The organism is Variovorax sp. GW822-FHT04A09 (genome assembly GCF_058801005.1).
In genome coordinates, this window is the sequence record NZ_JBXAMV010000003.1 from 105,614 (window position 1) to 126,456 (window position 20,843).

19 protein-coding genes are annotated in these 20,843 nt (G+C 67.1%); 7 read left to right on the forward strand and 12 right to left on the reverse strand.

Annotated features, from left to right (window positions below; all coding sequences use genetic code 11):
* Window positions 1-6: 6 nt before the first annotated feature.
* The 5 genes from AC1RLW_RS16955 to AC1RLW_RS16975 all read right to left on the reverse strand — a co-directional run bounded on the left by AC1RLW_RS16955 (window position 7) and on the right by AC1RLW_RS16975 (window position 4,597).
* Window positions 7-714: an ABC transporter ATP-binding protein gene (locus AC1RLW_RS16955; RefSeq protein WP_493194076.1), complete on the reverse strand. Its 708-nt coding sequence runs from the start codon at window positions 712-714 to the stop codon at window positions 7-9.
* Entirely contained in the window at window positions 711-1,478 is a 768-nt protein-coding gene (locus tag AC1RLW_RS16960) for an ABC transporter ATP-binding protein (protein WP_307694425.1), read from the reverse strand. The genes AC1RLW_RS16955 and AC1RLW_RS16960 overlap by 4 nt, the downstream gene beginning before the upstream one ends.
* On the reverse strand, window positions 1,475-2,434 hold the full coding sequence (locus AC1RLW_RS16965) for a branched-chain amino acid ABC transporter permease (RefSeq protein ID WP_095747509.1): 960 nt from the start codon (window positions 2,432-2,434) through the stop codon (window positions 1,475-1,477). Before AC1RLW_RS16965 ends, AC1RLW_RS16960 begins: the two co-directional genes overlap by 4 nt.
* A gap of 7 nt (window positions 2,435-2,441) precedes the next feature.
* A complete protein-coding gene (locus tag AC1RLW_RS16970) occupies window positions 2,442-3,302 on the reverse strand; it encodes a branched-chain amino acid ABC transporter permease (protein WP_062468750.1) in 861 nt (286 codons plus the stop codon).
* Between the two features lie 89 nt (window positions 3,303-3,391).
* Window positions 3,392-4,597: an ABC transporter substrate-binding protein gene (locus tag AC1RLW_RS16975; RefSeq protein ID WP_493194078.1), complete on the reverse strand. Its 1,206-nt coding sequence runs from the start codon at window positions 4,595-4,597 to the stop codon at window positions 3,392-3,394.
* 214 nt (window positions 4,598-4,811) lie between these two features.
* Here AC1RLW_RS16975 and AC1RLW_RS16980 point away from each other — a divergent pair, with 214 nt between their 5' ends.
* Entirely contained in the window at window positions 4,812-5,576 is a 765-nt protein-coding gene (locus AC1RLW_RS16980; protein ID WP_095744317.1) for a FadR/GntR family transcriptional regulator, read from the forward strand.
* A gap of 12 nt (window positions 5,577-5,588) precedes the next feature.
* Here the strand turns inward: AC1RLW_RS16980 and AC1RLW_RS16985 are convergent, their stop codons facing one another.
* Window positions 5,589-6,047, reverse strand: coding sequence for a GNAT family N-acetyltransferase (locus AC1RLW_RS16985; RefSeq protein ID WP_493194079.1), 459 nt, complete (start codon window positions 6,045-6,047; stop codon window positions 5,589-5,591).
* A gap of 20 nt (window positions 6,048-6,067) precedes the next feature.
* Window positions 6,068-7,048: a LysR family transcriptional regulator gene (locus AC1RLW_RS16990; RefSeq protein ID WP_159274609.1), complete on the reverse strand. Its 981-nt coding sequence runs from the start codon at window positions 7,046-7,048 to the stop codon at window positions 6,068-6,070.
* Window positions 7,049-7,154: 106 nt separating this feature from the next.
* On the opposite strand from AC1RLW_RS16990, the gene aptA reads away from it, so the two are divergent.
* Together aptA and AC1RLW_RS17000 are read left to right on the forward strand one after the other, a co-directional pair.
* Window positions 7,155-8,510 (forward strand): omega-aminotransferase AptA, encoded by a 1,356-nt coding sequence (gene aptA / locus AC1RLW_RS16995; protein WP_095744314.1) that lies wholly within the window; start codon window positions 7,155-7,157, stop codon window positions 8,508-8,510.
* Window positions 8,511-8,532: 22 nt separating this feature from the next.
* Window positions 8,533-10,050 (forward strand): CoA-acylating methylmalonate-semialdehyde dehydrogenase, encoded by a 1,518-nt coding sequence (locus AC1RLW_RS17000; protein WP_095744313.1) that lies wholly within the window; start codon window positions 8,533-8,535, stop codon window positions 10,048-10,050.
* 15 nt (window positions 10,051-10,065) lie between these two features.
* Here the strand turns inward: AC1RLW_RS17000 and AC1RLW_RS17005 are convergent, their stop codons facing one another.
* From AC1RLW_RS17005 to AC1RLW_RS17025, 5 genes are read right to left on the reverse strand one after another with little or no spacing between them, the layout of a single operon-like run.
* Window positions 10,066-11,454: an FAD-dependent oxidoreductase gene (locus AC1RLW_RS17005; RefSeq protein ID WP_493194080.1), complete on the reverse strand. Its 1,389-nt coding sequence runs from the start codon at window positions 11,452-11,454 to the stop codon at window positions 10,066-10,068.
* 9 nt (window positions 11,455-11,463) lie between these two features.
* Window positions 11,464-12,036, reverse strand: coding sequence for a phosphonate degradation HD-domain oxygenase (locus tag AC1RLW_RS17010; RefSeq protein ID WP_493194082.1), 573 nt, complete (start codon window positions 12,034-12,036; stop codon window positions 11,464-11,466).
* Window positions 12,037-12,038: 2 nt separating this feature from the next.
* On the reverse strand, window positions 12,039-13,487 hold the full coding sequence (gene phnY, locus AC1RLW_RS17015; RefSeq protein ID WP_095747021.1) for a phosphonoacetaldehyde dehydrogenase: 1,449 nt from the start codon (window positions 13,485-13,487) through the stop codon (window positions 12,039-12,041).
* 21 nt (window positions 13,488-13,508) lie between these two features.
* Window positions 13,509-14,735, reverse strand: a complete 1,227-nt coding sequence (phnA, locus tag AC1RLW_RS17020) for a phosphonoacetate hydrolase (protein WP_493194084.1) — start codon at window positions 14,733-14,735, stop codon at window positions 13,509-13,511.
* 1 nt (window position 14,736) lies between these two features.
* Window positions 14,737-15,483 (reverse strand): phosphonate utilization associated transcriptional regulator, encoded by a 747-nt coding sequence (locus AC1RLW_RS17025; protein WP_070061830.1) that lies wholly within the window; start codon window positions 15,481-15,483, stop codon window positions 14,737-14,739.
* Between the two features lie 160 nt (window positions 15,484-15,643).
* Between AC1RLW_RS17025 and AC1RLW_RS17030 the strand changes: the two genes are divergently transcribed.
* The 4 genes from AC1RLW_RS17030 to AC1RLW_RS17045 all read left to right on the forward strand — a co-directional run bounded on the left by AC1RLW_RS17030 (window position 15,644) and on the right by AC1RLW_RS17045 (window position 20,804).
* The gene (locus tag AC1RLW_RS17030) at window positions 15,644-16,681 is read left to right on the forward strand and encodes a putative 2-aminoethylphosphonate ABC transporter substrate-binding protein (RefSeq protein WP_159277872.1); all 1,038 of its coding nucleotides are present in this window, start codon (window positions 15,644-15,646) and stop codon (window positions 16,679-16,681) included.
* A 77-nt stretch (window positions 16,682-16,758) separates the two neighbouring features.
* Complete coding sequence (locus AC1RLW_RS17035; RefSeq protein ID WP_070061828.1) at window positions 16,759-17,901, forward strand: putative 2-aminoethylphosphonate ABC transporter ATP-binding protein; 1,143 nt, start codon at window positions 16,759-16,761, stop codon at window positions 17,899-17,901.
* Complete coding sequence (locus tag AC1RLW_RS17040; protein WP_493194086.1) at window positions 17,898-19,622, forward strand: putative 2-aminoethylphosphonate ABC transporter permease subunit; 1,725 nt, start codon at window positions 17,898-17,900, stop codon at window positions 19,620-19,622. The genes AC1RLW_RS17035 and AC1RLW_RS17040 overlap by 4 nt, the downstream gene beginning before the upstream one ends.
* Before the next feature lie 51 nt (window positions 19,623-19,673).
* Window positions 19,674-20,804, forward strand: a complete 1,131-nt coding sequence (locus tag AC1RLW_RS17045; RefSeq protein WP_493194088.1) for a 2-aminoethylphosphonate--pyruvate transaminase — start codon at window positions 19,674-19,676, stop codon at window positions 20,802-20,804.
* Window positions 20,805-20,843 lie beyond the last annotated feature (39 nt).

Genomic DNA, 20,843 nt, shown 5'->3' on the forward strand with positions numbered 1-20,843 from the left:
GCGGGTTCAGGCAAGGCCAACACCCAGATAGCGGTCTTTCACGTCGTGGTCGGCCATGAAGGCGGCGTTGCCGGCCTCGTGCACGATCACGCCCTGCTCCACGATGTAGTGGCGGTCGGCCAGCTGCACGCAGACCTCGAGGTTCTGCTCGACCAGCAGGATGGCCACGCCCGCGGCCTTGATGGTCTTGAGCTGCGCAACGATCTCTTCCACGATCACCGGCGCCAGGCCTTCGACGGGCTCGTCCAGGATCAGCAGGCGCGGGTGGTTCATGAGCGCGCGGCCGATGGCCAGCATCTGCTGCTCGCCGCCCGACAGCTGCCCGCCGCCGTTGCGCCGACGCTCCTTCAGGCGCGGAAAGATGCGGTAGATGTCGGCCAGCTGCCAGGGCGAGTCGCGCCGCAGGCCGAGCAGCAGGTTCTCTTCCACCGTGAGCAGCTTGAAGATGCCGCGGTGCTCCGGCACCAGGCACACGCCGCGCGTGGCGATGCGGTGCGGCGGCTGGCCCGCGAGGTCCGCGCCCTGGAAGCGCACGCGCCCTTTCGTGGGCGTGACGGCGCCGGCAATGCTCTTGAGCGTGGTCGACTTGCCCGCGCCGTTGCGCCCCAGCAGCGTGACCAGTTCGGCCTCGCCCACCGTGAGCGACACGCCCTGCAGCACATGGCTCTTGCCGTAGTGCGCGTGCAGGCCTTCGACTTCGAGGATGTTGCTCATGCCTTGCCTCCGGTGATCATGTTGCCCAGGTACGCGGTGCGCACGCGCGCGTCCGAGCGGATGTCGCCCGGCAGCCCCTCGGCCAGCACGCGGCCCAGCTGCATGACGGTCACGGTGTCGGAGATGTCCATCACGATGTTCATGTTGTGCTCGATCAGCACCACGGTGTGCGCGTCGCGCAGGCCGCGGATGAGATGCTTCATGTCGTCGAGGTCGTCGATGCCCATGCCCGAGGTCGGCTCGTCCAGGAAGATGGCCTTGGGTTTTGCGGCCAATGCCATGCCCACCTCGAGGCGGCGCTGCTGGCCGTGCGAGAGCACGCTGGCGGGCGTGTCGGCCAGCCGTTCGAGGCCGACGCGCGCGAGCACCTCGGCCACCGTGTCGGCACAGGCGCGCTCGCCGATGGGTGCGCGCCAGCAGTTCATGGCCTGGCGTGGCGCGATGCCCTGCGCCGCCACGCGCAGGTTCTCGCGCACCGACAGGCTGGGGAACAGGCTCGTGACCTGGAACGAGCGCGCCATGCCGCGCTGCACGCGCTGGTGGTCGGGCTCGCGCGTCACGTCGTGGCCGTCGAACAGGATGCGCCCGCCCGTGGTGGTGCCGGTGCCCGTGAGCATGTGAAAGAGCGTGGTCTTGCCCGCGCCGTTGGGCCCGATCACCGAGTGCACGGTGTTGCGCCTGATCTTCAGGTCGACCCCGCCGAGCGCGGCGAACTTGCCGTAGTGCTTGGTGACGCCGATGGCTTCGATGAGGATGTCGCTCATGCTTTTTCTCCCTGTGCCAGCGGCGCTTCGGCGGCAGCCGCCGTCTTGCGAAACACCCGTCGCCAGGCGCTTTCACCCAGGCCCCAGAGGCCGCGTTGCATGCCGATGCTCACGCCGATCAGCAGCAGGCCCAGCAGCAGCAGCCAGCGCGGCCACAGCGTGGAGAGCCAGTCGGCCAGCAGCACGTAGAACGCCGAGCCGAGCACCGAGGCAAACAGGTTGCCGGTGCCGCCGATCACGGTGATGACCAGGATCATCTCGCTCGTGTGGTACTCGGCGTTGGACAGCGGCGCGATGCCGGTCATCATCGCGTGCAGGCCGCCGGCCAGGCCCGTGACGGCGCCCGAGATCACGAAGGCCAGCAGCTTGAAGCGCTTCAGGTCGTAGCCCACGGCGGCGGCGCGGTCCTCGTTGTCGCGGATGGCGAGCAGCGTGCGGCCGAAGACCGAATCGGTCACCTTGAGCAGCAGCGCGAACGCGGCCAGGAAGATCACCGCCACGAAGGCGTAGTACTTCCACGGCGTGTCCATGAAGGCCGGGCGCGGCACGTCGAGCAGGCCGTTGTCGCCGCCCGTGAGCCCCGAGGCCGTGTAGGCGATGAAATAGAACATCTGCGCGAAGGCCAGCGTGAGCATCACGAAGTAGGTGCCGCGCTGGCGGATGGCGACCCAGCCGACCACCGCTGCGCCCAGCGCGCCCATGCCGATGGCGGCGAGCAAGGCGAGCGGCATCGGCAGTTGCAGCCGCGTGAGCAGGATCGCGATGGTGTAGCTGCCCAGCCCGAAGAAGATGCCCTGGCCGAACGAGAGCAACCCCGTGTAGCCCAGCAGCAGGTTGCAGCCCAGGGCCGCGAGCGCGTAGATGAGCACTTCGCTCGCGAGCGAGCCCGAGCGCATGAACAGCGGCAACGCGAGCGCGACGATCAGCGCCAGCAGGAAGGTGTATTTCTTTGGCATGGCGCGTTCATCCTCTGCGGCCGAGCAGGCCATGCGGGCGCAGCAGCAGCACGGCGCCCATCGCGATGTAGATCATCAGGCTCGCCCCCGGCGGCCAGATGGTGCTCATGAGGCTTTGCACGATGCCGATCAGCACGCCGCCGACCAGCGCCCCGCTGAAGCTGCCGAGCCCGCCGATCACCACGACCACGAAGGCCACGCCCAGCGCCTCGACGCCCATGAAGGGCTCGGCCCCGCGAATGGGCGCAGCCAGCACACCGGCCAGCGCCGCCGTGGCCGCGCCGAGCGCGAACACCAGGCTGAACACGCGGAACACGTTGATGCCCAGCAGCGAGACCATCTCGGTCGATTCGCTGCCCGCACGCACCGCGCTGCCCAGGCGCGTGCCTTCGAGCACCCACCACAGCCCCACCGCGAGCACGGCGGTGAAGCCGATCACGAAGAGCCGGTACTTCGGGTAGATGAAGCTGCCCCACATCACCACGCCCTGCAGCAGGTCGGGCGTGGGCACGCTGTTGCCCAGCGGGCCCCAGAACACGATGACGATCTCCTGCACCGCGAGCGCCAGGCCTACGGTCACGAGGATGTGGAACTCGTGCGGCTTGGCGTACACGCGGCGCAGCAGCAGCTTCTCGGCCAGCCAGCCGAGCGCGCCGACGAACAGCGGCACCAGCACGAGCGCGGCCCAGAAGTTGAGCCCCCACTGCATGGCCTGGAAGCACAGGTAGGCGCCCAGCAGGTAGAAAGCGCCGTGCGCGAAGTTCACGAAGCGCAGCAGGCCGAACACGATGGACAAGCCAACGGCCAGCAGGAAATACAGCATGCCAATGCCGATTCCGTTGATGGTCTGGAGCAGGTAGACGGACATAGGTGTCGTGGGGGTGGCAAACGTGCAGGCGGCACGCGCCCTGCCCGCGCCCAAAAAACGGCGCGGGCGCGGCGCGAAGCCGGGCGGCGTCAGGCCAGCTTGCAGCCGGTCTTGTCGACGGGCAGGAAGGACTTGCCCGAGCTGACCACGTCCACGTAGTCGGCCGGGTTGGCCATCTTCGACTTCGCCTTGCCCTTGAGCAGGTAGTAGTCCTTGATGACCTGGTGGTCGGCCTTGCGGATTTCTTCCACGCCCGTGAGGCCGTCGAACTTCATGCCTTCGAGCGCCGCGACCACCGCCTTCGGATCGACCGTGCCGGCCTTCACGATGCCGTCGATGAGGATCTTGGTGCAGATGTACGAACCGGCCAGGCTGTAGTTGGGCACGATCTTGAGCTTGTCGGCGGTGCGCTTCACGAGGTCCTTGTTGAGCGGCGTGTCGACCGTGTGCCAGTACTGCGCGCCGAAGTAGACGCCGTCGCACAGGTCGGCGCCCAGCTCGTCGAACTGCTCCAGGCCCGAGGCCCAGGCCATGAGGATCGTCATGTTCTTGTGCATGCCGAAGCTCACCGCCTGGCGCAGCGCGGCCGACGACTGCGCACCGAAGTTCAGGAGCAGCAGCACGTCGGGCTTGGCGGCCATGGCGTTGGTGAGGTAGCCGCTGAACTCCTTGTCGTTGAGCGAGTGGTAGCTGTTGCCCACGTGCTCGATGCCCTTCTCCTGGAAGATGGTCTTGGCCGCGCTCAGCAGGCCGTCGCCGAACACGTACTGCGGCGTGATCGTGTACCAGCGCTTGGCCTTGGGCATGGCCGCGATCAGCGGGCGCACCGTCTGCTCGATGGCACCGAAGGTGGGCACCGACCAGCGGAAGGTGGCGGGGTTGCAGTCCTTGCCGGTGATCTCGTCGGCGCCCGCGGTGGTGATGAACAGGCCCCCGGCCTTCTCGGCCTCCTTGCCCATGGCCAGCGCTTCCGACGACAGGATGCCGCCGACGAAGAACTTCGCGCCCTGCTGCTGCGAGGCCTCCTGCACCTTGCGCACGGCCGTGGCCGGCTTGCCCTCGGTGTCGAGCACCGTGTAGGCCAGCGGCCGGTTCAGCACCTTGCCGTACTGCTCGATCGCCAGCTTGGTGCCCAGGTCGGCGAACTTGCCGTTGGCCGCGAAGGCACCCGACATGGGCACCGGCGCACCGAATCGGATCGCGTCGGTGGCCTGGGCGATGGCCGAGCGGCTCATCAGGAGCGAAGCCGGGGCGGCCGACAGGGCGGCGAGCTGAAGGAGTTGTCTGCGTTGCATGGGGTTCTCCGGTCGTGATGTGGGAAGTGGGGAAGAAAACACAGTGCCTGCGATCGCCGGCAATTTAAGCGGATAAATAGGATTAATATGTTGGTAAAAACCCGTTAGCAAGCCCCGTGCCCAAACCCAACCCGACCCTGCCGATGACGCCGTTAAGATCGCGCGCTGTTGCGCATCCCGCGCATCTCCCGATGTGCATGGATGGAGCGTTTTGATGAGAGTGGGGCACAACCCTCCGAAGCGGCAAAAGCTCTCGGACGTCATCGTCGAAGACGTCAAGCGATGGATCGTTGCCGAGCGCAAGCAGCCCGGCGACCGGCTACCGAACGAGAAGGAACTGATCGAGCTCTTCGGCTATTCGAAGAGCACGGTGCGCGAGGCGCTGAAGGCGCTCGAGGTGCGCGGGCTGATCTCGATCCGCACCGGCCCCGGCGGCGGCGCGTATCTGCAGCAGGTGTCGGTCGACCATGCGTCGGAGCCGCTGCGCAACTTCCTGCACTTTCACCACCTGGACGGCCACCACATCTACCAGCTGCGCAAGGCGCTGGAGCCCGAACTGGCCGTGAGCGTGGTCGGGCGGCTCACGCCCGAGCAGTTTGCGCGGCTCGAAGAGAACGTGCGCCTGTGCACCATCGAGCCGACCAACGAGGACGAGCTGCGCACGCAGCGCGAGGCCGAGCTGGCCTTTCACACGATGCTGGCCGAGGCCTGCCCCAACCCGGTGCTGTCCTTCATGTGCCGCTTTCTCAACGACCTGCTGCGCGACCTCGTCGTCTACAAGAAGGCGCTGGACCACCACCACTTCGGCGAGACCAACGTGGACTACCACACGCAGCTGCTGGCGGCCTACCGCAAGGAAGATGCGGACGAGGTGCGGCGGTTGATGGTGGAGCACATGGTGGATGCGGAGCACCATATGCATGAGATGGAAGCGCACATCGGGGCGAAGCACTTGTTGCTGCCCAGCGGACAGCGATAGCACCACAAAGGTCTAGAAGACCTTGCGGAACCGCTCGGCCCTGCCGAAGCGCACGGCGACAGTGCCGTTCGCCTCGAATCCGCATCGAAGGTAGAACGACCCGGCGTGTGGATTGCCGGTGACGTGGAGTGCCGACGCACCCTGGCGCCGGGAAAGCTCGACACAGTGCGCGACCAATGCCTTGCCGATACCGCGACGCCATGCCTCGGGCTCGACGAACAATCCATCGAGTTCGGCGCTGCCGTCATCGTTGGGCAGCACGACAGCGAATCCCGCCGTCACGCCATGGAGCTCTGCCACGAACACCCGGCCATCGACGATCTGGGCCAGAGGCAGTTCGATGGCGTCCGGGTCGGACTGAATCGCCTCGCGATCGCCAGGGTTCGCGAGCGATGCGCGCCGCTGCAAGTCTTCGAGTGCCCGGTGTTCCGACGCAAGTGCAGGGCGAATACGCAGGGGTGTTTCGGTCATCTGGGGTGGTTTCAGTGCCTTCAGATCTTCGCACCGCCATGCGCCTGCTCCAGGCACGCCTGAAACGCCAATACCGCCCGCGAAGGCTTCGGCGAGCGCCGCAGCAAACTCACGAACCGGCACGCATAGTTGAAGCGCGCCGGCAGCACCGCCTTCATGAGCCCGCGCTGCTCGAACACCTGCGCGTAGTGGTCGGGCAGAAAGCCCAGGAAGCGCCCCGACAGGATCAGCGTCGCAATCGCCTCCTGGTCGAACCCCGTCGCCTTGCGCGACAGCCGCGCCCGGTGGCTCAGCTCCATGTTCGGCGAGTGATACCCCAGCCCGGCGAAATGGTGTTCGCCCAGCTTCGACCAGGTGAGCTTGCCGTGCGGGCTGTCGAACAGCGGATGCCCCTGGCCGCAGTACAGCAGCATGGTCTCGTCGAACAGGTCGGCATACACCAGGCTCTTCGAGCTGCGGTGCGCCGGGATGATGCCAATCTGGAAATTGCCCTCCAGCACGCCCTGCTCGATGGCGTTGATGGAGCCCACGTGCACCGCTAGGTTCACCTCGGGCGCGATCTCGGTGAAGCGCGCAATGGCCTCGCCGATGCGCGCCTTCGGGTTGGTCGCGGTCTTGTCGAACAGCGCCACGTCGAGCTGGCCGCCCATGCGGTTGTGGATGTCGTCGATGCTGCCGCGAAAGGCGTCGACCGAGGCCAGCAGGCGCAGCGTCTCGTCGTACACGCGCTGGCCCTCGGCCGTGAGCGCAAAGCCCGCCCGGCCGCGCCGGCACAGCACGAGGCCCAGGCGGGTTTCCAGGTCTTTCACGTGGCGGCTCACGGTCGAGGTGCCGATGTTCAGCTCCAGCTCGGCCGCCGCCATGCCGCCGCAGTCGACCACGCTCTTGAACACCTTGAGCAGGCGCAGGTCCATGTCGCTGAGCTGCCCCAGCACGGCGCGGTTGCGGGTGCCCTGGGCAGCGGTTTCGTCGGCGGGCGGGGCCTTGGCCTTTACTTGCATGGATCGTCAAGTGAACATTGATATTGCGCCATTCTCCACACTGAAGGCGTTGCGAACAATCGGCGCATCCCTTCACCCCCGGAGCCCGCCTTGCGCGGGATGCGCCATGACCCTCGCCACACCCGCCATCGAACCCACGCCCACCGCGCGCACCGACGCCGCCTGGCTCGAGGCGCACTGGATGCCCTACACCGGCAACCGCAACTTCAAGGCCGATCCGCGGATCATCGTGGAGGCCAAGGGCGCCTACTTCACCGACAACGACGGCCGCAAGATCTTCGACGGCCTGTCGGGCCTGTGGTGCTCGGGCCTGGGCCACGGCCGCCCCGAGATCACCGAGGCGGTGAGCCGCCAGATCGCCAAGCTCGACTACTCGCCCGCCTTCCAGTTCGGCCACCCGCTCTCGTTCGAGCTGGCCAACAAGATCAAGGAACTGACGCCCGCCGGCCTGGACTACGTGTTCTTCACCGGCTCGGGCTCCGAAGCCGCCGACACCTCGCTGAAGATGGCGCGCGCCTACTGGCGCACCAAGGGCCAGGCCGGCAAGACGCGCCTGATCGGCCGCGAGAAGGGCTACCACGGCGTGAACTACGGCGGCATCTCGGTGGGCGGCATCGCGGCCAACCGCAAGCTGTTCGGCCAGGGCGTCGAGGCCGACCACCTGCCGCACACGCAGCTGGCCAGCAATGCCTTCTCGCGCGGCATGCCCGAAAGCGGCGCCGAGCTGGCCGACCGCCTGCTCGACCTCATTGCGCTGCACGACGCCTCGACCATCGCGGCCGTGATCGTGGAGCCCTTCGCGGGTTCAGCCGGCGTGGTGATTCCGCCCAAGGGCTACCTGAAGCGTCTGCGCGACATCTGCACGGCCAACAACATCCTGCTGATCTTCGACGAAGTGATCACCGGGTTCGGCCGCTGCGGCGCGCTCACGGGCGCCGATGCCTTCGGCGTCACGCCCGACATCATGAACATCGCCAAGCAGGTCACCAACGGCGCGCAGCCGCTGGGCGCCGTGGTGGCCAGCAAGGACATCTACGACACCTTCATGGCCGCCGGCGGCCCCGAGTACATGCTCGAGTTCCCGCACGGCTACACCTACGGCGCGCACCCCGTGGCCTGCGCCGCCGGCATCGCGGCGCTCGACGTGCTGCAGAAGGAAGACATGATCGGCCGCGTGCAGACGCTGGCCCCGCACTTCGAGAACGCCGTGCACAGCCTCAAGGGCAGCAAGCACGTCGCCGACATCCGCAACTACGGCCTGGCCGCCGGCATCACCATCGCCGCGCTGCCGGGCGAGCCCGCACGCCGCCCCTACGAGATCGCGATGAACTGCTGGAAGAAGGGCTTCTACGTGCGCTACGGCGGCGACACGATCCAGCTCGCACCGCCGTTCATCGCCGAGAAGGCCGAGATCGACCGCATGGTCAATGCGCTCGCAGACGCCCTCGCAGAAACCAACTGATCCCTTTCCGAGACCTGAAGACATGCAACACGACAAGAACGTCACCGCCACCATCGGCCACTTCATCGACGGCAAGCACGTCGGCGGCGGCAGCCGCGTGCAGCCGGTGTTCGACCCCGCCACCGGCCTGTCGGCCAAGAGCGTCGCGCTCGCCGACAAGCTCACGGTCGAGCAGGCGATCGCCTCGGCGCAGGCCGCCTTCCCGGCCTGGCGCAACACGCCGCCGCTCAAGCGCGCCCGCGTGATGAGCCGCCTGAAGACGCTGCTCGAGGAAAACGCCGACACCATCGCCGCGCTGATCACCGCCGAGCACGGCAAGGTGCTGGCCGACGCGCACGGCGAGCTGCAGCGCGGCATCGAGAACGTCGAGTACGCCAGCTACGTGCCCGAGCTGCTCAAGGGCGAGCACAGCAAGAACGTGGGCCCGTCGATCGACTCGTGGAGCGAGTTCCAGGCCATGGGCGTGGCGGCCGGCATCACGCCGTTCAACTTCCCGGTCATGGTGCCGCTGTGGATGTGGCCGATGGCCGTGGCCTGCGGCAACACCTTCGTGCTCAAGCCTTCGGAGCGCACGCCCTCCTCCACGCTGTTCATGGCCGAACTCGCGCTGCAGGCCGGCCTGCCGCCGGGCGTGCTGAACGTGGTCAACGGCGACAAGGAAGCGGTCGACACGCTGCTGACCGACCGCCGCGTGAAGGCCGTGAGCTTCGTGGGCTCGACGCCCATCGCCGAATACATCTACACCACGGGCACGGCCCACGGCAAGCGCGTGCAGGCGCTGGGCGGCGCCAAGAACCACGCGGTGGTGATGCCCGACGCCGACATCGGCAACGCCGTGAGCGCGCTCATGGGCGCGGCCTACGGCTCGTGCGGCGAGCGCTGCATGGCGATCCCGCTGGTGGTGGCCGTGGGCGACGCCACCGCCGACGCGGTGGTCGAAGGCCTGAAGGTCGAGATCGCCAAGATGAAGGTCGGCCCCGGCACCGACAACGGCAACGACATGGGCCCGCTGGTGACCCAGCCGCACTTCGAGAAGGTCAAGGCCTTCGTCGACGCGGGCGTGGCCGCCGGCGCCAAGCTGGTGGTCGACGGCCGCGGCATCCAGGTCGAGGGCCACGAAGGCGGCTACTACCTGGGCGCCTGCCTTTTCGACCACGTGAAGCCCGGCATGACGATCTACCAGGAAGAGATCTTCGGCCCGGTGCTCGGCGTGGTGCGCGTGAAGACGCTGCAGGAAGCCATGGACCTGATCGACGCGCACGAGTACGGCAACGGCACCTGCATCTTCACGCGCGACGGCGAGGCCGCGCGCTGGTTCAGCGACAACATCCAGGTCGGCATGGTCGGCATCAACGTGCCGCTGCCGGTGCCCGTGGCGTACCACTCGTTCGGCGGTTGGAAGCGTTCGCTGTTCGGCGACCTGCACGCCTACGGCCCGGACGCCGTGCGCTTCTACACCAAGCGCAAGACCGTCACGCAGCGTTGGCCTTCGGCCGGCGTGCGTGAAGGGACGATGTTCTCGTTCCCCTCGAACCGTTGATGCGGTCTCCGCAGGTCAGGCTTTATCAGCCTTGCCTGCGGCGTTCGCGAGCTTGCTGAGCATGCGGTCCACCAGCCATGGCTGGCGGTCCTCATCCTCAGCGCGTTCCTTGCGGCGGATCGCGTTGCGCACGACGATAGAGCCGACATAGCGCATGGGCTCCGGCGGAAAGTAGCCCAGCGGCCCGTTCGTGATCGGGCTGCGCGTCCATGCGTTGTCCTGGTCGAGCACCAGCGACGACAGGATCTGCCCGCCCATGTAGGTCGGCCCCACCCCGTTGCCCGAGTAGCCGAAGCCGTAGTAGATGTGCGGCGCGCCATCGAGCTTGCCGAAGAACGGAAAGCCCGTCACCGAGCGGTCGGACGGGCCGTTCCAGCTCGCGGTGATCGGCGTGTCGCGCAATGCCGGGAAGAACGAATGCAGGGCCTGCGTGAGCTCGCCCTCGTAGGGCGAGCGCTCGTCGAACACCTTGGCCATGCGGCCGCCCCAGGCGAAGGTGTTGCCGCCCTTGCCCAGCATGATGCGGCCGTCGACCGTGCTGCGGTAGTAGTACACGAAGGTGCGCGAGTCGAGCACCGACACGCCGTCGGTCAGCCCGATCTGCTGCAGCAGATCGGGGCAGCGCTCGGTGATGATCATGTCGCTCGACACGATGGCGATGGTCCGCTCGAACTGCGGGAAGCGGCTGGCCATCCACGCGTTCATCGCCAGCACCAGTTTCTTCGCGCGCACGCGCCCGGTGGGCGTGTGCACCACCACGGGCTGGTCGGTGCTGAAGTCGAGCATCGGCGTGCGCTCGTGGATGCGGATGCCCATGGCCAGCGCCACGCGCCGCAGCCCGCGCACCAGCTTGCCCGGGTGCACGGTGGCGGCGATCGGCGAGTACACGCCGGCCAGGTTGCGCGCCGAGCCCGAGCGCCGCGCCACCTCGTCGGGCGGCAGCGCGTGGTACGAGTGGATGCCGCGCGCCTCCAGCGCCTGCATCATCGGATCGAGCGTGCCGATCTGCGCCTGCGAGGTCGCGGTGTAGAGCGTGCCGTCGCGCCGCAGCTCGGCGTCGATGCCGTGCGCCGCGCAGAAGTCGGCGATGTGCCCCACCGCCGCTTCCGACGCCTTCACGAGGCGCACCGCCTCGTCTTCGCCGAACAGCCGCCGCAGGGTCAGGAACTTGGCCGACCAGGTGAGCAGGCAACCGCCGTTGCGCCCGCTGGCGCCGGCGCCGCACAGGTCGCTTTCGAGGATGACGATGTCGAGCGCGGGCGCCTGCAGCTTGGCCTGGATGGCCGTCCACAGGCCGGTGAAGCCGCCGCCGACGATGCAGACGTCGGCGGTGGTTTCACCTTGCAGCGCCGGGGCCAGATCGCCATCGTTGAAGAGCGCTTGTTCGATCCAGAAGGGGCGCATCCGTGTGCCTTAAGCGGTGGTGAGGGCTTGCCGGTGCTCGGCGGAACTGATCTCGAGGTGGCGCACGAAGTGCGCGAGGCCGGGCATGTCGGCATCGGCCAGCTTGGCCGTGTCGTCCCACTGCCGCAGGCGCACTGCGTCCATCGCATACGGCAGCGTCTCGAAAGCCTTGGCCTGTGCCTCGTCGAAGACGCCGCCCTGCAACTGCAGGCTGCGCTCCGAGTCGGGCGACAGCGCCTCCAGGTAGCCGGGCACGCGCGCGCACAGGAAGCGCTTGGCGTCCACATGCAGCCGGATCGGCTCCAGCGTGGCCGGGCCGAACAGCGCGCGCAGGAACGGCAGGCAGCGGTACTGGTGCAGGTCGTCCAGGCCCTGCTGCGTCGGCGTGCCGCCGAAGTCGTGCAGCAGGTGGCCCAGGTCGTGCAGCAGGGCGGCGGCGATCAGCGCGCTGTCCGCCCCCTCCTGCTCGGCCAGGTGCGCCGACTGCAGCGCATGTTCGAGCTGCGTGACCGGCTCGCCGTCGTACTGCGCGTGGCCCTTGGTCTCGAAGAGGCCGACGATGTCGGGGATGCTGAGGCTCATGGTTACCAGGGCAGCGAGTAGGTCTTGGTGTTGGTGAAGCTCTTCATCGCTTCGAGCACGCCTTCCTTGTAGCCCAGGCCCGAGTCCTTGATGCCGCCGAAGGGCGTGAGCTCCAGGCGGTAGCCCGGCACTTCGCGCACATTGACGCTACCCACGTTCAGCTCGCGGATGAAGCGCGTGATGTAGTCCAGGCGGTTGGTGCAGATCGAGGACGACAGGCCGTAGGCCGTGCCATTGGAGATGCGGATCGCCTCGTCGATGTTCTTGAAGCGGATCACCGGCGACACGGGGCCGAAGGTCTCGTGCTTGGCCACGGTCATCTCGGGGTCGACATGGTCGAGCACGGTGGGCGAATAGAGCGCACCGCGGCGTTCGTTGCCGTAGAGCAGCTTGGCGCCGGCGGCGATGGCTTCGTTGACCACGGCTTCGAACTGCTTGGCCGCCGCTTCATCGATCACGGTGCCCATGTCGGTGTCGGGGTCCATCGGGTCGCCGTACTTCAGGGCGCGGGTCTTCTCGACCAGCAGCTCCACGAAGCGGTCGGCCACCGACTCGTGCACCAGCATGCGCTTCACGGCTGTGCAGCGCTGCCCCGAGTTCTTGTAAGACCCGTTGGCAGCCAGCGTCGCAGCCTCCTCGATGTCCGCGTCTTCCATCACGATGATCGGGTCGTTGCCGCCCAGCTCCAAAATCTGGCGCTTGTAGGTGGCCTTGCCCGCGATGTACTTGCCGATGGGCACGCCACCCGTGAAGGTGACCAGGTCGACGTCGGCGTTGGTCAGCAGCTCGTCGGCAATTTCCTTCGGGTCGCCCGTGAGCACCGACAGCATCTGCGGCGGCAGTCCGGCCTCGTACAGGATGTCGGCCAGCAGGAAGGCCGTGAGCGGCGTCTTCTCGCTGGGTTTCAACACGATGCGGTTGTTGGTCGCAATGGCCGGCGCCACCTTGTGGATCACCTGGTTCAGCGGGTGGTTGAACGGCGTGATGGCGGTGATGGCGCCCAGCAGCGGCTCGCGCATCGTGTAGACCTTGCGGCTCTTGCCGTGGTGCGTGAGGTCGCAGGAGAACACCTGGCCGTCGTCCACCAGCGCCTGGTTGGCGGCGAACAGCAGCACGTCGGAGGCGCGGCCCACTTCGTACAGCGAGTCCTTGCGCGACAGGCCCGATTCGAGCGTGATGGTGCGCGACATTTCATCCAGGCGCGAGGCGATGATCTCGCCGGCGCGCATGAGGATCTTGTAGCGCTCGTAGCGCGTGAGCGTGGGCTTGTAGTCGCGGGCGATGCGCAGGGCATTGCGCACGTCGTCCAGCGTGGCCTTGGGCACGGTGGCGATCACCTCGCCGGTGTAGGGGTAGGTGACCTCGATGGTGCGGTCGCGGTGAACTTTCTCGCCCGCGATGCGCAGCGCTTCGCGGTGGACGGTGCCTGGCTTCAGGATGGCTTGGCTCATGAGTGCTTGCTCCGTGCGGTGTCAGCGTGCGTGGTTCAGGGCGAGGTCGAGCGCATCGAAGTTGCGCAGCCGGCGGCCGGGGGCAATGCCTTCGACCGGGCGGTTGCAGATCAGCGGCACCTTCTGCTCCGAGACACCGCCGTGCGAGCGCAGCGGCACTTCGAGTGCCGACAGGTCGTGGCGGCTGGCGGCGGTGCCGATGACGGTGCTCTGCTCGCTCACCACCACGATGTCGCCGATGCGGTCCGGCGGCAGCTCGAAGCGCTTGGCGGCTTCGGCGCGCGAGAGCACGAGCTCCATGCCCGGAATGCCCTTGATGCGTTCGATCCAGCCCGGCACGCTGGCTTCATCGGGTGCGTACACGGTGGCGAAGGAGCCGAGCGCGCCGTGGTGCACCACGTAGGGGTCGGTGATCGGCAGGATCACGCGGGCTTTTTCGGCACCGTACCAGCCGTCGAGCACGTCCTGCAGGTAGATCACATTGGGCGAACCGTCCGCGCCATGCTTGTCGTTCATGCCGTGGTCGGCCGTGAGCACGATGGTGGCGCCCAGCGCGTCGAGCTGCGCAAGGTAGCCGTCCATCATCTTGTAGAAGGCATTCGCGGCGGGGCTGCCCGGCGCGGCCTTGTGCTGCACGTAGTCGGTGGTCGACAGGTACATGAGGTCGGGACGCTGCGATTCCATCAGCTTCACGCCGGCGGCGAACACGAACTCCGACAGCTCCGCGCTGTAGACCGAAGGCACCGGCATGCCGACCATGTCGAGCACGTTGTCGATGCCGTTCTCTTCCATCGTCACCTGGTCCGACTTCTCCGACGAGAAGCAGATGCCCTTCATCTTGTGGCCCAGCAGCTTGCGCAACTTGTCCTTGGCCGTGACCACCGCGAGCTTCGCGCCTGCATCGGCAAACGCGGCCAGCACGGTGCCGGCGCGCAGGTACTTGGGGTCGTTCATCATCACTTCCTGGCCCAGCTCACGGTCGAAGAAGTAGTTGCCGCAGATGCCGTGCACCGCAGGCGGCGCGCCGGTCACGATCGACAGGTTGTTGGGGTTGGTGAACGAGGGCACGACGCAGTCGGCGAGCAGGTCGGCGCCGTCCTTGCGCATGCGGGCGATGTAGGGCGCCACGCCGGCCGCAATGGCCGCGTCGAGGTAGGCCGGCTCGCAGCCGTCCACGCACACGACCACGATCGGACGCGCCATCCAGCGATAGCTCCTGGCATTGACTTCAAGTGTCTCCGGTGTCATTTCAGACTTCCTTTTGGGGTGGGTGGTTCGGGGTAGCGGTGGTGTTGCTGGAGGTGGCCGCATCGGCGTCGATGCGGCCGAAGGCCTTGTGCATGCGTGCGCGGCTGCCGGCCACGTGTTCGCGCAGCGCGCGCCCTGCCGTGTCGGGGTTGCCGCTGGCGATGGCGTCGACGATGTGGCTGTGCTCGTCGGCCGAGACCCGCAGGCCGCCGCCGCTGTCGAGCGCGCGCATTCTGAAAAGGTGCAGCTCCTTGACGAGCCGCTTGTAGGTTTCGGTGAGCTTCTTGCTGCCGGCCGTGTCGAGCAGGATCTCGTGGAACTGCAGGTTGAGCTGCGCGTACTGCTCCACGTCCTGCGCCTGGGCCGCCGAGCGCATGGCGTCGACCATGGCGCGCAGGCGCTCCACGGCGTCGGGCTGGATGGCCAGCGCCACGCGCCGGCCGATGATTTCTTCCAGCGCCTCGCGCAGTTCGTAGATCTCGTCGGCCTCCTCGAACGCGATCTCGCGCACGAAGACACCGCGGTTCTTCTCGTTGCGCACGAGGCCGGCTTCTTCCAGCGCGCGCAGCGCCTCGCGGATCGGGCCGCGGCTGGTGTTGAAGCGCTGCGAGAGCTCGCTCTCGTTGATGCGGCTGCCCACGGGGAGCTCGCCCGTCATGATCAAACGCTCGATTTCTTCCTGCATCAGCATCGGCAGCGAGCTGGACTGGAGGAACGCGAGGGCGGCGGAGTGATTGCTGGTGACCATGGGGCGTATTTTCCCGAAGGATCGTCAACTGTCAACAATTTTTTATTGACAGTCATCAATCAGCAACCTACATTGCAAACACCGGATGGCGTTGCCCACCCTCGCGCCGGCGCCAGCCCTCACCCTTCTTCAGTGACAGCCAGCCTTTCAGGAGAAACAGATGACGATGAAACAAAGCACGCGCCGTCTCACGGCCGCCCTGTGTGTTGCGGCCCTCGGCCTCATGTCCGGCAGTGCGTGGGCGCAAAAGACGCCGCTCCTGGTCTACACGGCGCTCGAGACCGACGCCATGAAGCTCTACAAGGACGCGTTCGAGAAGGCCAACCCCGACATCGAGGTGAAGTGGGTGCGCGACTCCACCGGCATCGTCACCGCCAAGCTGCTGGCCGAAAAAGCCAACCCGCAGGCCGACGTGGTGGCCGGCCTGGCCGCCAGCAGCCTGGCGCTGCTGCAACAGGAAGGCATGCTGCTTCCTTATGAGCCCAAGGGCTTCAAGGAGCTGAACCCCGCGTACTCCGACGCCGCGCGCCCGCCCGCCTGGGTCGGCATGGACGTGTGGGCCGCCACCATCTGCTTCAACACGGTCGAGGCCAAGAAGCTCGGCCTGCCCAAGCCCGAGAGCTGGAAGGACCTGACCAAGCCCGTCTACAAGGGCACGATCTCGATGCCGCACCCCGCCTCCAGCGGCACCGGCTACCTCGACGTGTCGTACTGGCTGCAGAACATGGGCGACGCCGAAGGCTGGAAGTACATGGACGCGCTGCACCAGAACATCGCGCAGTACGTGCACTCGGGCTCCAAGCCCTGCAAGCAGGCCGGCGCGGGCGAGTTCCCCATCGGCATCTCGTTCGAGTTCCGCGCGCACCAGGTGAAGAAGTCGGGCGCGCCGGTCGACCTGATCTTCCCCAAGGAAGGCCTGGGCTGGGACATCGAGGCCACCAGCCTCATGAAGACCAGCACGAAGCTGGCGCAGGGCAAGCGCTTTGCCGACTGGATGGCGAGCAAGGAGGCCAACCAGATCAGCGCGCGCTGGTGGGCCGTGGTGGCCTACCCGGGCGTGGTCTCCAAGCTGGAAGGCATTCCGGACAACTACGAGAAGCTGCTGGCCAAGAACGACCTGAATTGGGCTGCGAAAAACCGCGAACGCATCCTCGCTGAATGGAGCAAGCGCTACGAAGGCAAGGCCGAACCCAAGTAAGCCCGACGGCATCCCCCGGTTTTCAATTCAAGGGTGCCGCCGCAGCTGGTGACGCCCTCCAACGACGAGTGCGAAAAATGGACATGACCGACACCCGCTTCATCGCCAGCCAGTTGACTCCCACCTCGGCCCCGCCCGCGGCCCTCGAGATCGTCGGTGTTCGCAAGGACTTCGAGACCTTCAGCGCGCTGCGCGACGTGCACCTGCGCGTGAACCCGGGCGAGATGCTGTGCTTTCTCGGCCCCTCGGGCTGCGGCAAGACCACGCTGCTGCGCATCATCGCGGGCCTGGAGACGCAGACCGCCGGGCAGATCCTGCAGAACGGCAAGGACGTCTCGTGGCTCTCGCCGGACAAGCGCGACTACGGCATCGTGTTCCAGTCGTATGCGCTCTTTCCCAACCTGTCGATCGCCGAGAACGTGGGCTACGGCCTCGTCAACAGCCGTGCGAAGCGGGGCGAGATCAAGGCACGCGTCGACGAGCTGCTGAAGCTGGTCGGCCTGCCGACCTCGGGCGCCAAGTACCCGAGCCAGCTCTCGGGCGGCCAACAGCAGCGCGTGGCCCTGGCCCGCGCGCTGGCCACGCGGCCCGGCCTGCTGCTGCTGGACGAGCCGCTGTCGGCGCTCGACGCGCTGGAGCGCATCCGCCTGCGCGGCGAGATCCGCCGGCTGCAGAAGCAGGTCGGCATCACGACCATCATGGTCACGCACGACCAGGAAGAAGCGCTGTCGATGGCCGATCGCATCGTGGTGATGAACCACGGCGTGATCGAGCAGGTCGGCACGCCGATGGAAATCTACGAGCAGCCGGCCACGCCCTTCGTGGCCGACTTCGTGGGCAAGGTCAATGTGCTGCGCGCGATGGCGCTGGGCAACCAGCGCTTCCAGGTCGGCGACATGGAACTGCAGTGCGACGCCTGCGACGGCGCCTTCGAGCCCGGCGACGCGGTCAACCTCTACCTGCGGCCCGAAGACCGCGCGGTGGAGCACCTGCGCGAGGACACGCCCAACCGCCTGCAGGCCAAGGTCACGAAGGTCGAGTTCCTGGGCGGCCTGTGCATTGCCGAAGTGACGGCCGACGCACTGCACGGCCAGACACTGGGCCTGCACTTCTCGCTGAACCAGCTGCACGACCTGGACATCCGCGAGGGCAACACGATCGACATCGCGCTGCGCGCCAACCGCATCCGCGCCTTTGCCGCGCGCACCGCCAAGCCATGAACACGCTGGCACACCCCCGCCCTGTGCTCGCCGCACGCCCCGCCCTGCGCTGGAGCCGCGACGAGACCATCGCGCGCGCCATCCTGTTCGTGGTGATGGCGATGCTGTTCGTGTTCCTCATCGCGCCGCTGCTCACCATCCTGGCCCACGCGGTGCAGGACAAGAACGGCCGCTTCGTCGGCCTGGCCCACTTCATCACCTACTTCCAGACGCCGAGCCTGCTGCGCGCGGCCTGGAACTCGGTGTGGGTGTCGGCCGCGGTGGTGATGATCTCGGTGCCCACGGCCTTCGTGTTCGCCTATGCGCTCACGCGCAGCCGCATGCCGGCGCCGCTGAAGGCGGTGTTCCGGCTCATCGCGCTCATTCCACTGCTCGCGCCCTCGCTGCTGTCGGCCATCTCGTTCGTGCAGTGGTTCGGCAACCAGGGCGCGCTCAAGTTCCTGCTGGGCGGCGCCTCGATCTACGGCGCGCCCGGGATCATCCTGGCCGAGGTCTACAACACCTTTCCGCACGCGCTGATGATCCTGGTCACCGCGCTGTCGCTGGCCGATGGCCGGCTGTACGAAGCGGCCACCGCGCTGCGCACGCGGCCCTTGCGCCAGTTCATGACGATCACCCTGCCCTCGTGCAAGTACGGCCTGATCAGCGCGGCCACCGTCGTCTTCACCTACGTGGTGAGCGACTTCGGCGCGCCCAAGGTCATCGGCGGCAACTTCAACGTGCTGTCGGTCGACGTGTTCAAGCAGGTGGTGGGCCAGCACAACTTCTCCATCGGCGCGGTGGTCGGCATGCTGCTGCTCATTCCGTCGATCATTTCCTTCGTGATCGACTACGTGGTGCGGCGCAAGCTGAAGGCGCAGCTCACGGCGCGCTCGGTGCCCTACACGCCCAAGCCCCGCAAGCTGGCCGATGCGCTGCTCACGCTGTTCTGCACCGTGGTCTGCAGCCTGCTGCTGGCCACCATCGGCATGGCGGTCTACACCTCGGCGATCTCGCTGTGGCCCTACGACCTGTCGTTCACGCTCAAGCACTACCACTTCGTGCTCATCGAGAGCGACATGGCGGCCGCCTACGGCAACAGCCTGCTGGTGGCCATGGTCACCGCGGTGGCCGGCTCGCTCATCGTGTTCGTGGGCGCCTACCTGATCGAGAAGACGCGCAACCTGGGCCTCATGCGCAAGGGCATGCACCTGATGGCGGTGCTGTCGATGGCGGTGCCGGGCCTGGTGCTGGGCCTGGGCTACGTGATGTTCTTCAACCATCCGTCCAACCCGCTGAACTTTTTGTACCAGACGATGGCGATCCTGGTCATCTCGATGGTGGTGCACTACTACACCTCGAGTCACCTCACGGCGGTGACGGCGCTCAAGCAGATCGACAACGAGTTCGAAGCCGTGTCGGCCTCGCTCAAGGTGCCGTTCTTCAAGACCTTCCTGCGCGTGACGGTGCCGGTGTGCCTGCCGGCCATCCTGGACATCGGGCGCTACTTCTTCGTGGTGTCGATGGCCAGCCTCTCGTGCGCCATCTTCCTGTACACGCCGGAAACCATCCTCGCGTCGGTCGCGATCATGCACCTGGACGACGCCGGCGACATCGGCCCGGCCGCCGCGCTGGCCAGCCTGATCGTCGTCACCTCGACGCTGGTGTGCATCGCCTACGCACTGCTCACCCGCGTGCTGCTCGCACGCACGCAGGCCTGGCGCAACCTCGCCCGTGGCTGAACGAACACCCTACCTCTCGCCCCTCATTCCCTTTCCCTGCCTGGAGACACCATGAGTCAAGCCGCCCACCCCATCCTGCTCACGCCCGGCCCCCTGACCACCTCGGACCGCACCCGCCAAGCGATGCTGCGCGACTGGGGTTCATGGGACGCCGACTTCAACCAGATCACGGCGCGCATCCGCAAGGAAGTGCTCAACATCGTGCACGGCACGGGCACGCACGAATGCGTGCCCTTGCAAGGCAGCGGCACCTTCTCGGTGGAAGCGGCCATCGGCACGATCGTGCCGCGCAACGGCCATGTGCTGGTGCCGAGCAACGGCGCCTACTGCCAGCGCCTGGCCAAGATCTGCAAGGTGCTGGGCCGCAAGCTCACCACCATCGACTACACCGAAGAGAAGCAGGTCTCGCCCGCCGACGTCGACCGTGCGCTCGCAGCCGACCCCAGCATCACCCACGTCGCGGTGGTGCACTGCGAAACCGGCGCGGGCGTGCTCAACCCGCTGCACGAGATCGCGCTGGTCGTCGCCAAGCACGGACGCGGCCTGATCATCGATGCGATGAGCTCCTTCGGCGCGCTGGAGATCGATGCGCGCAAGACGCCCTTCGACGCCGTGGTCGCCGCCTCGGGCAAGTGCCTCGAAGGCGTGCCGGGCATGGGCTTCGTCGTCATCAAGCGCAGCACGCTCGAAAAGTGCGAAGGCAACTGCCACTCGCTGAGCATGGACCTGTACGACCAGTGGGTCTACATGGAGAAGACCACGCAGTGGCGCTTCACGCCGCCCACGCACGTGGTGGCCGCGCTCGACACCGCCATTGCGCAGTACATCGAGGAAGGTGGCCTGCCCGCACGCGGCGGACGCTATGCGCGCAACTGCAAGGCGCTCATCGACGGGCTGGCCACGCTGGGTTTCCGCAGCTTCCTCGACCCGGCCATCCAGGCGCCGATCATCGTCACCTTCCATGCGCCCGACGATGCCAACTACGACTTCAAGACCTTCTACCAGGAGGTGAAGAAGCGCGGCTACATCCTCTACCCCGGCAAGCTGACGCAGGTCGAGACCTTCCGCGTGGGCTGCATGGGGCACTTCGGCGACGCGGGCATCCCGGGCGCGGTGGCGGCGATTGCCGACACGCTGAAAGCCATGGGCATCCGGCAGGTGACCGCGGCCGTCGCGGCCTGAAGCACCTGTGAGCAGACCGGCGCATTGCAGCGCCGGTCC

Coding starts and splice junctions, on each gene's coding strand:
- AC1RLW_RS16955 (WP_493194076.1), bottom strand. CDS start 714: ATGAGCAACATCCTCGAAGTCGAAGGCCTGCACGCGCACTACGGCAAG.
- AC1RLW_RS17005 (WP_493194080.1), bottom strand. CDS start 11,454: ATGCGCCCCTTCTGGATCGAACAAGCGCTCTTCAACGATGGCGATCTG.
- AC1RLW_RS17030 (WP_159277872.1), top strand. CDS start 15,644: ATGACGATGAAACAAAGCACGCGCCGTCTCACGGCCGCCCTGTGTGTT.
- phnY (WP_095747021.1), bottom strand. CDS start 13,487: ATGAGCCAAGCCATCCTGAAGCCAGGCACCGTCCACCGCGAAGCGCTG.
- AC1RLW_RS16965 (WP_095747509.1), bottom strand. CDS start 2,434: ATGCCAAAGAAATACACCTTCCTGCTGGCGCTGATCGTCGCGCTCGCG.
- phnA (WP_493194084.1), bottom strand. CDS start 14,735: ATGACACCGGAGACACTTGAAGTCAATGCCAGGAGCTATCGCTGGATG.
- AC1RLW_RS17040 (WP_493194086.1), top strand. CDS start 17,898: ATGAACACGCTGGCACACCCCCGCCCTGTGCTCGCCGCACGCCCCGCC.
- AC1RLW_RS16975 (WP_493194078.1), bottom strand. CDS start 4,597: ATGCAACGCAGACAACTCCTTCAGCTCGCCGCCCTGTCGGCCGCCCCG.
- AC1RLW_RS16970 (WP_062468750.1), bottom strand. CDS start 3,302: ATGTCCGTCTACCTGCTCCAGACCATCAACGGAATCGGCATTGGCATG.
- AC1RLW_RS17010 (WP_493194082.1), bottom strand. CDS start 12,036: ATGAGCCTCAGCATCCCCGACATCGTCGGCCTCTTCGAGACCAAGGGC.
- AC1RLW_RS17035 (WP_070061828.1), top strand. CDS start 16,759: ATGGACATGACCGACACCCGCTTCATCGCCAGCCAGTTGACTCCCACC.
- AC1RLW_RS17045 (WP_493194088.1), top strand. CDS start 19,674: ATGAGTCAAGCCGCCCACCCCATCCTGCTCACGCCCGGCCCCCTGACC.
- AC1RLW_RS16985 (WP_493194079.1), bottom strand. CDS start 6,047: ATGACCGAAACACCCCTGCGTATTCGCCCTGCACTTGCGTCGGAACAC.
- AC1RLW_RS17025 (WP_070061830.1), bottom strand. CDS start 15,483: ATGGTCACCAGCAATCACTCCGCCGCCCTCGCGTTCCTCCAGTCCAGC.
- aptA (WP_095744314.1), top strand. CDS start 7,155: ATGACCCTCGCCACACCCGCCATCGAACCCACGCCCACCGCGCGCACC.
- AC1RLW_RS17000 (WP_095744313.1), top strand. CDS start 8,533: ATGCAACACGACAAGAACGTCACCGCCACCATCGGCCACTTCATCGAC.
- AC1RLW_RS16960 (WP_307694425.1), bottom strand. CDS start 1,478: ATGAGCGACATCCTCATCGAAGCCATCGGCGTCACCAAGCACTACGGC.
- AC1RLW_RS16990 (WP_159274609.1), bottom strand. CDS start 7,048: ATGCAAGTAAAGGCCAAGGCCCCGCCCGCCGACGAAACCGCTGCCCAG.
- AC1RLW_RS16980 (WP_095744317.1), top strand. CDS start 4,812: ATGAGAGTGGGGCACAACCCTCCGAAGCGGCAAAAGCTCTCGGACGTC.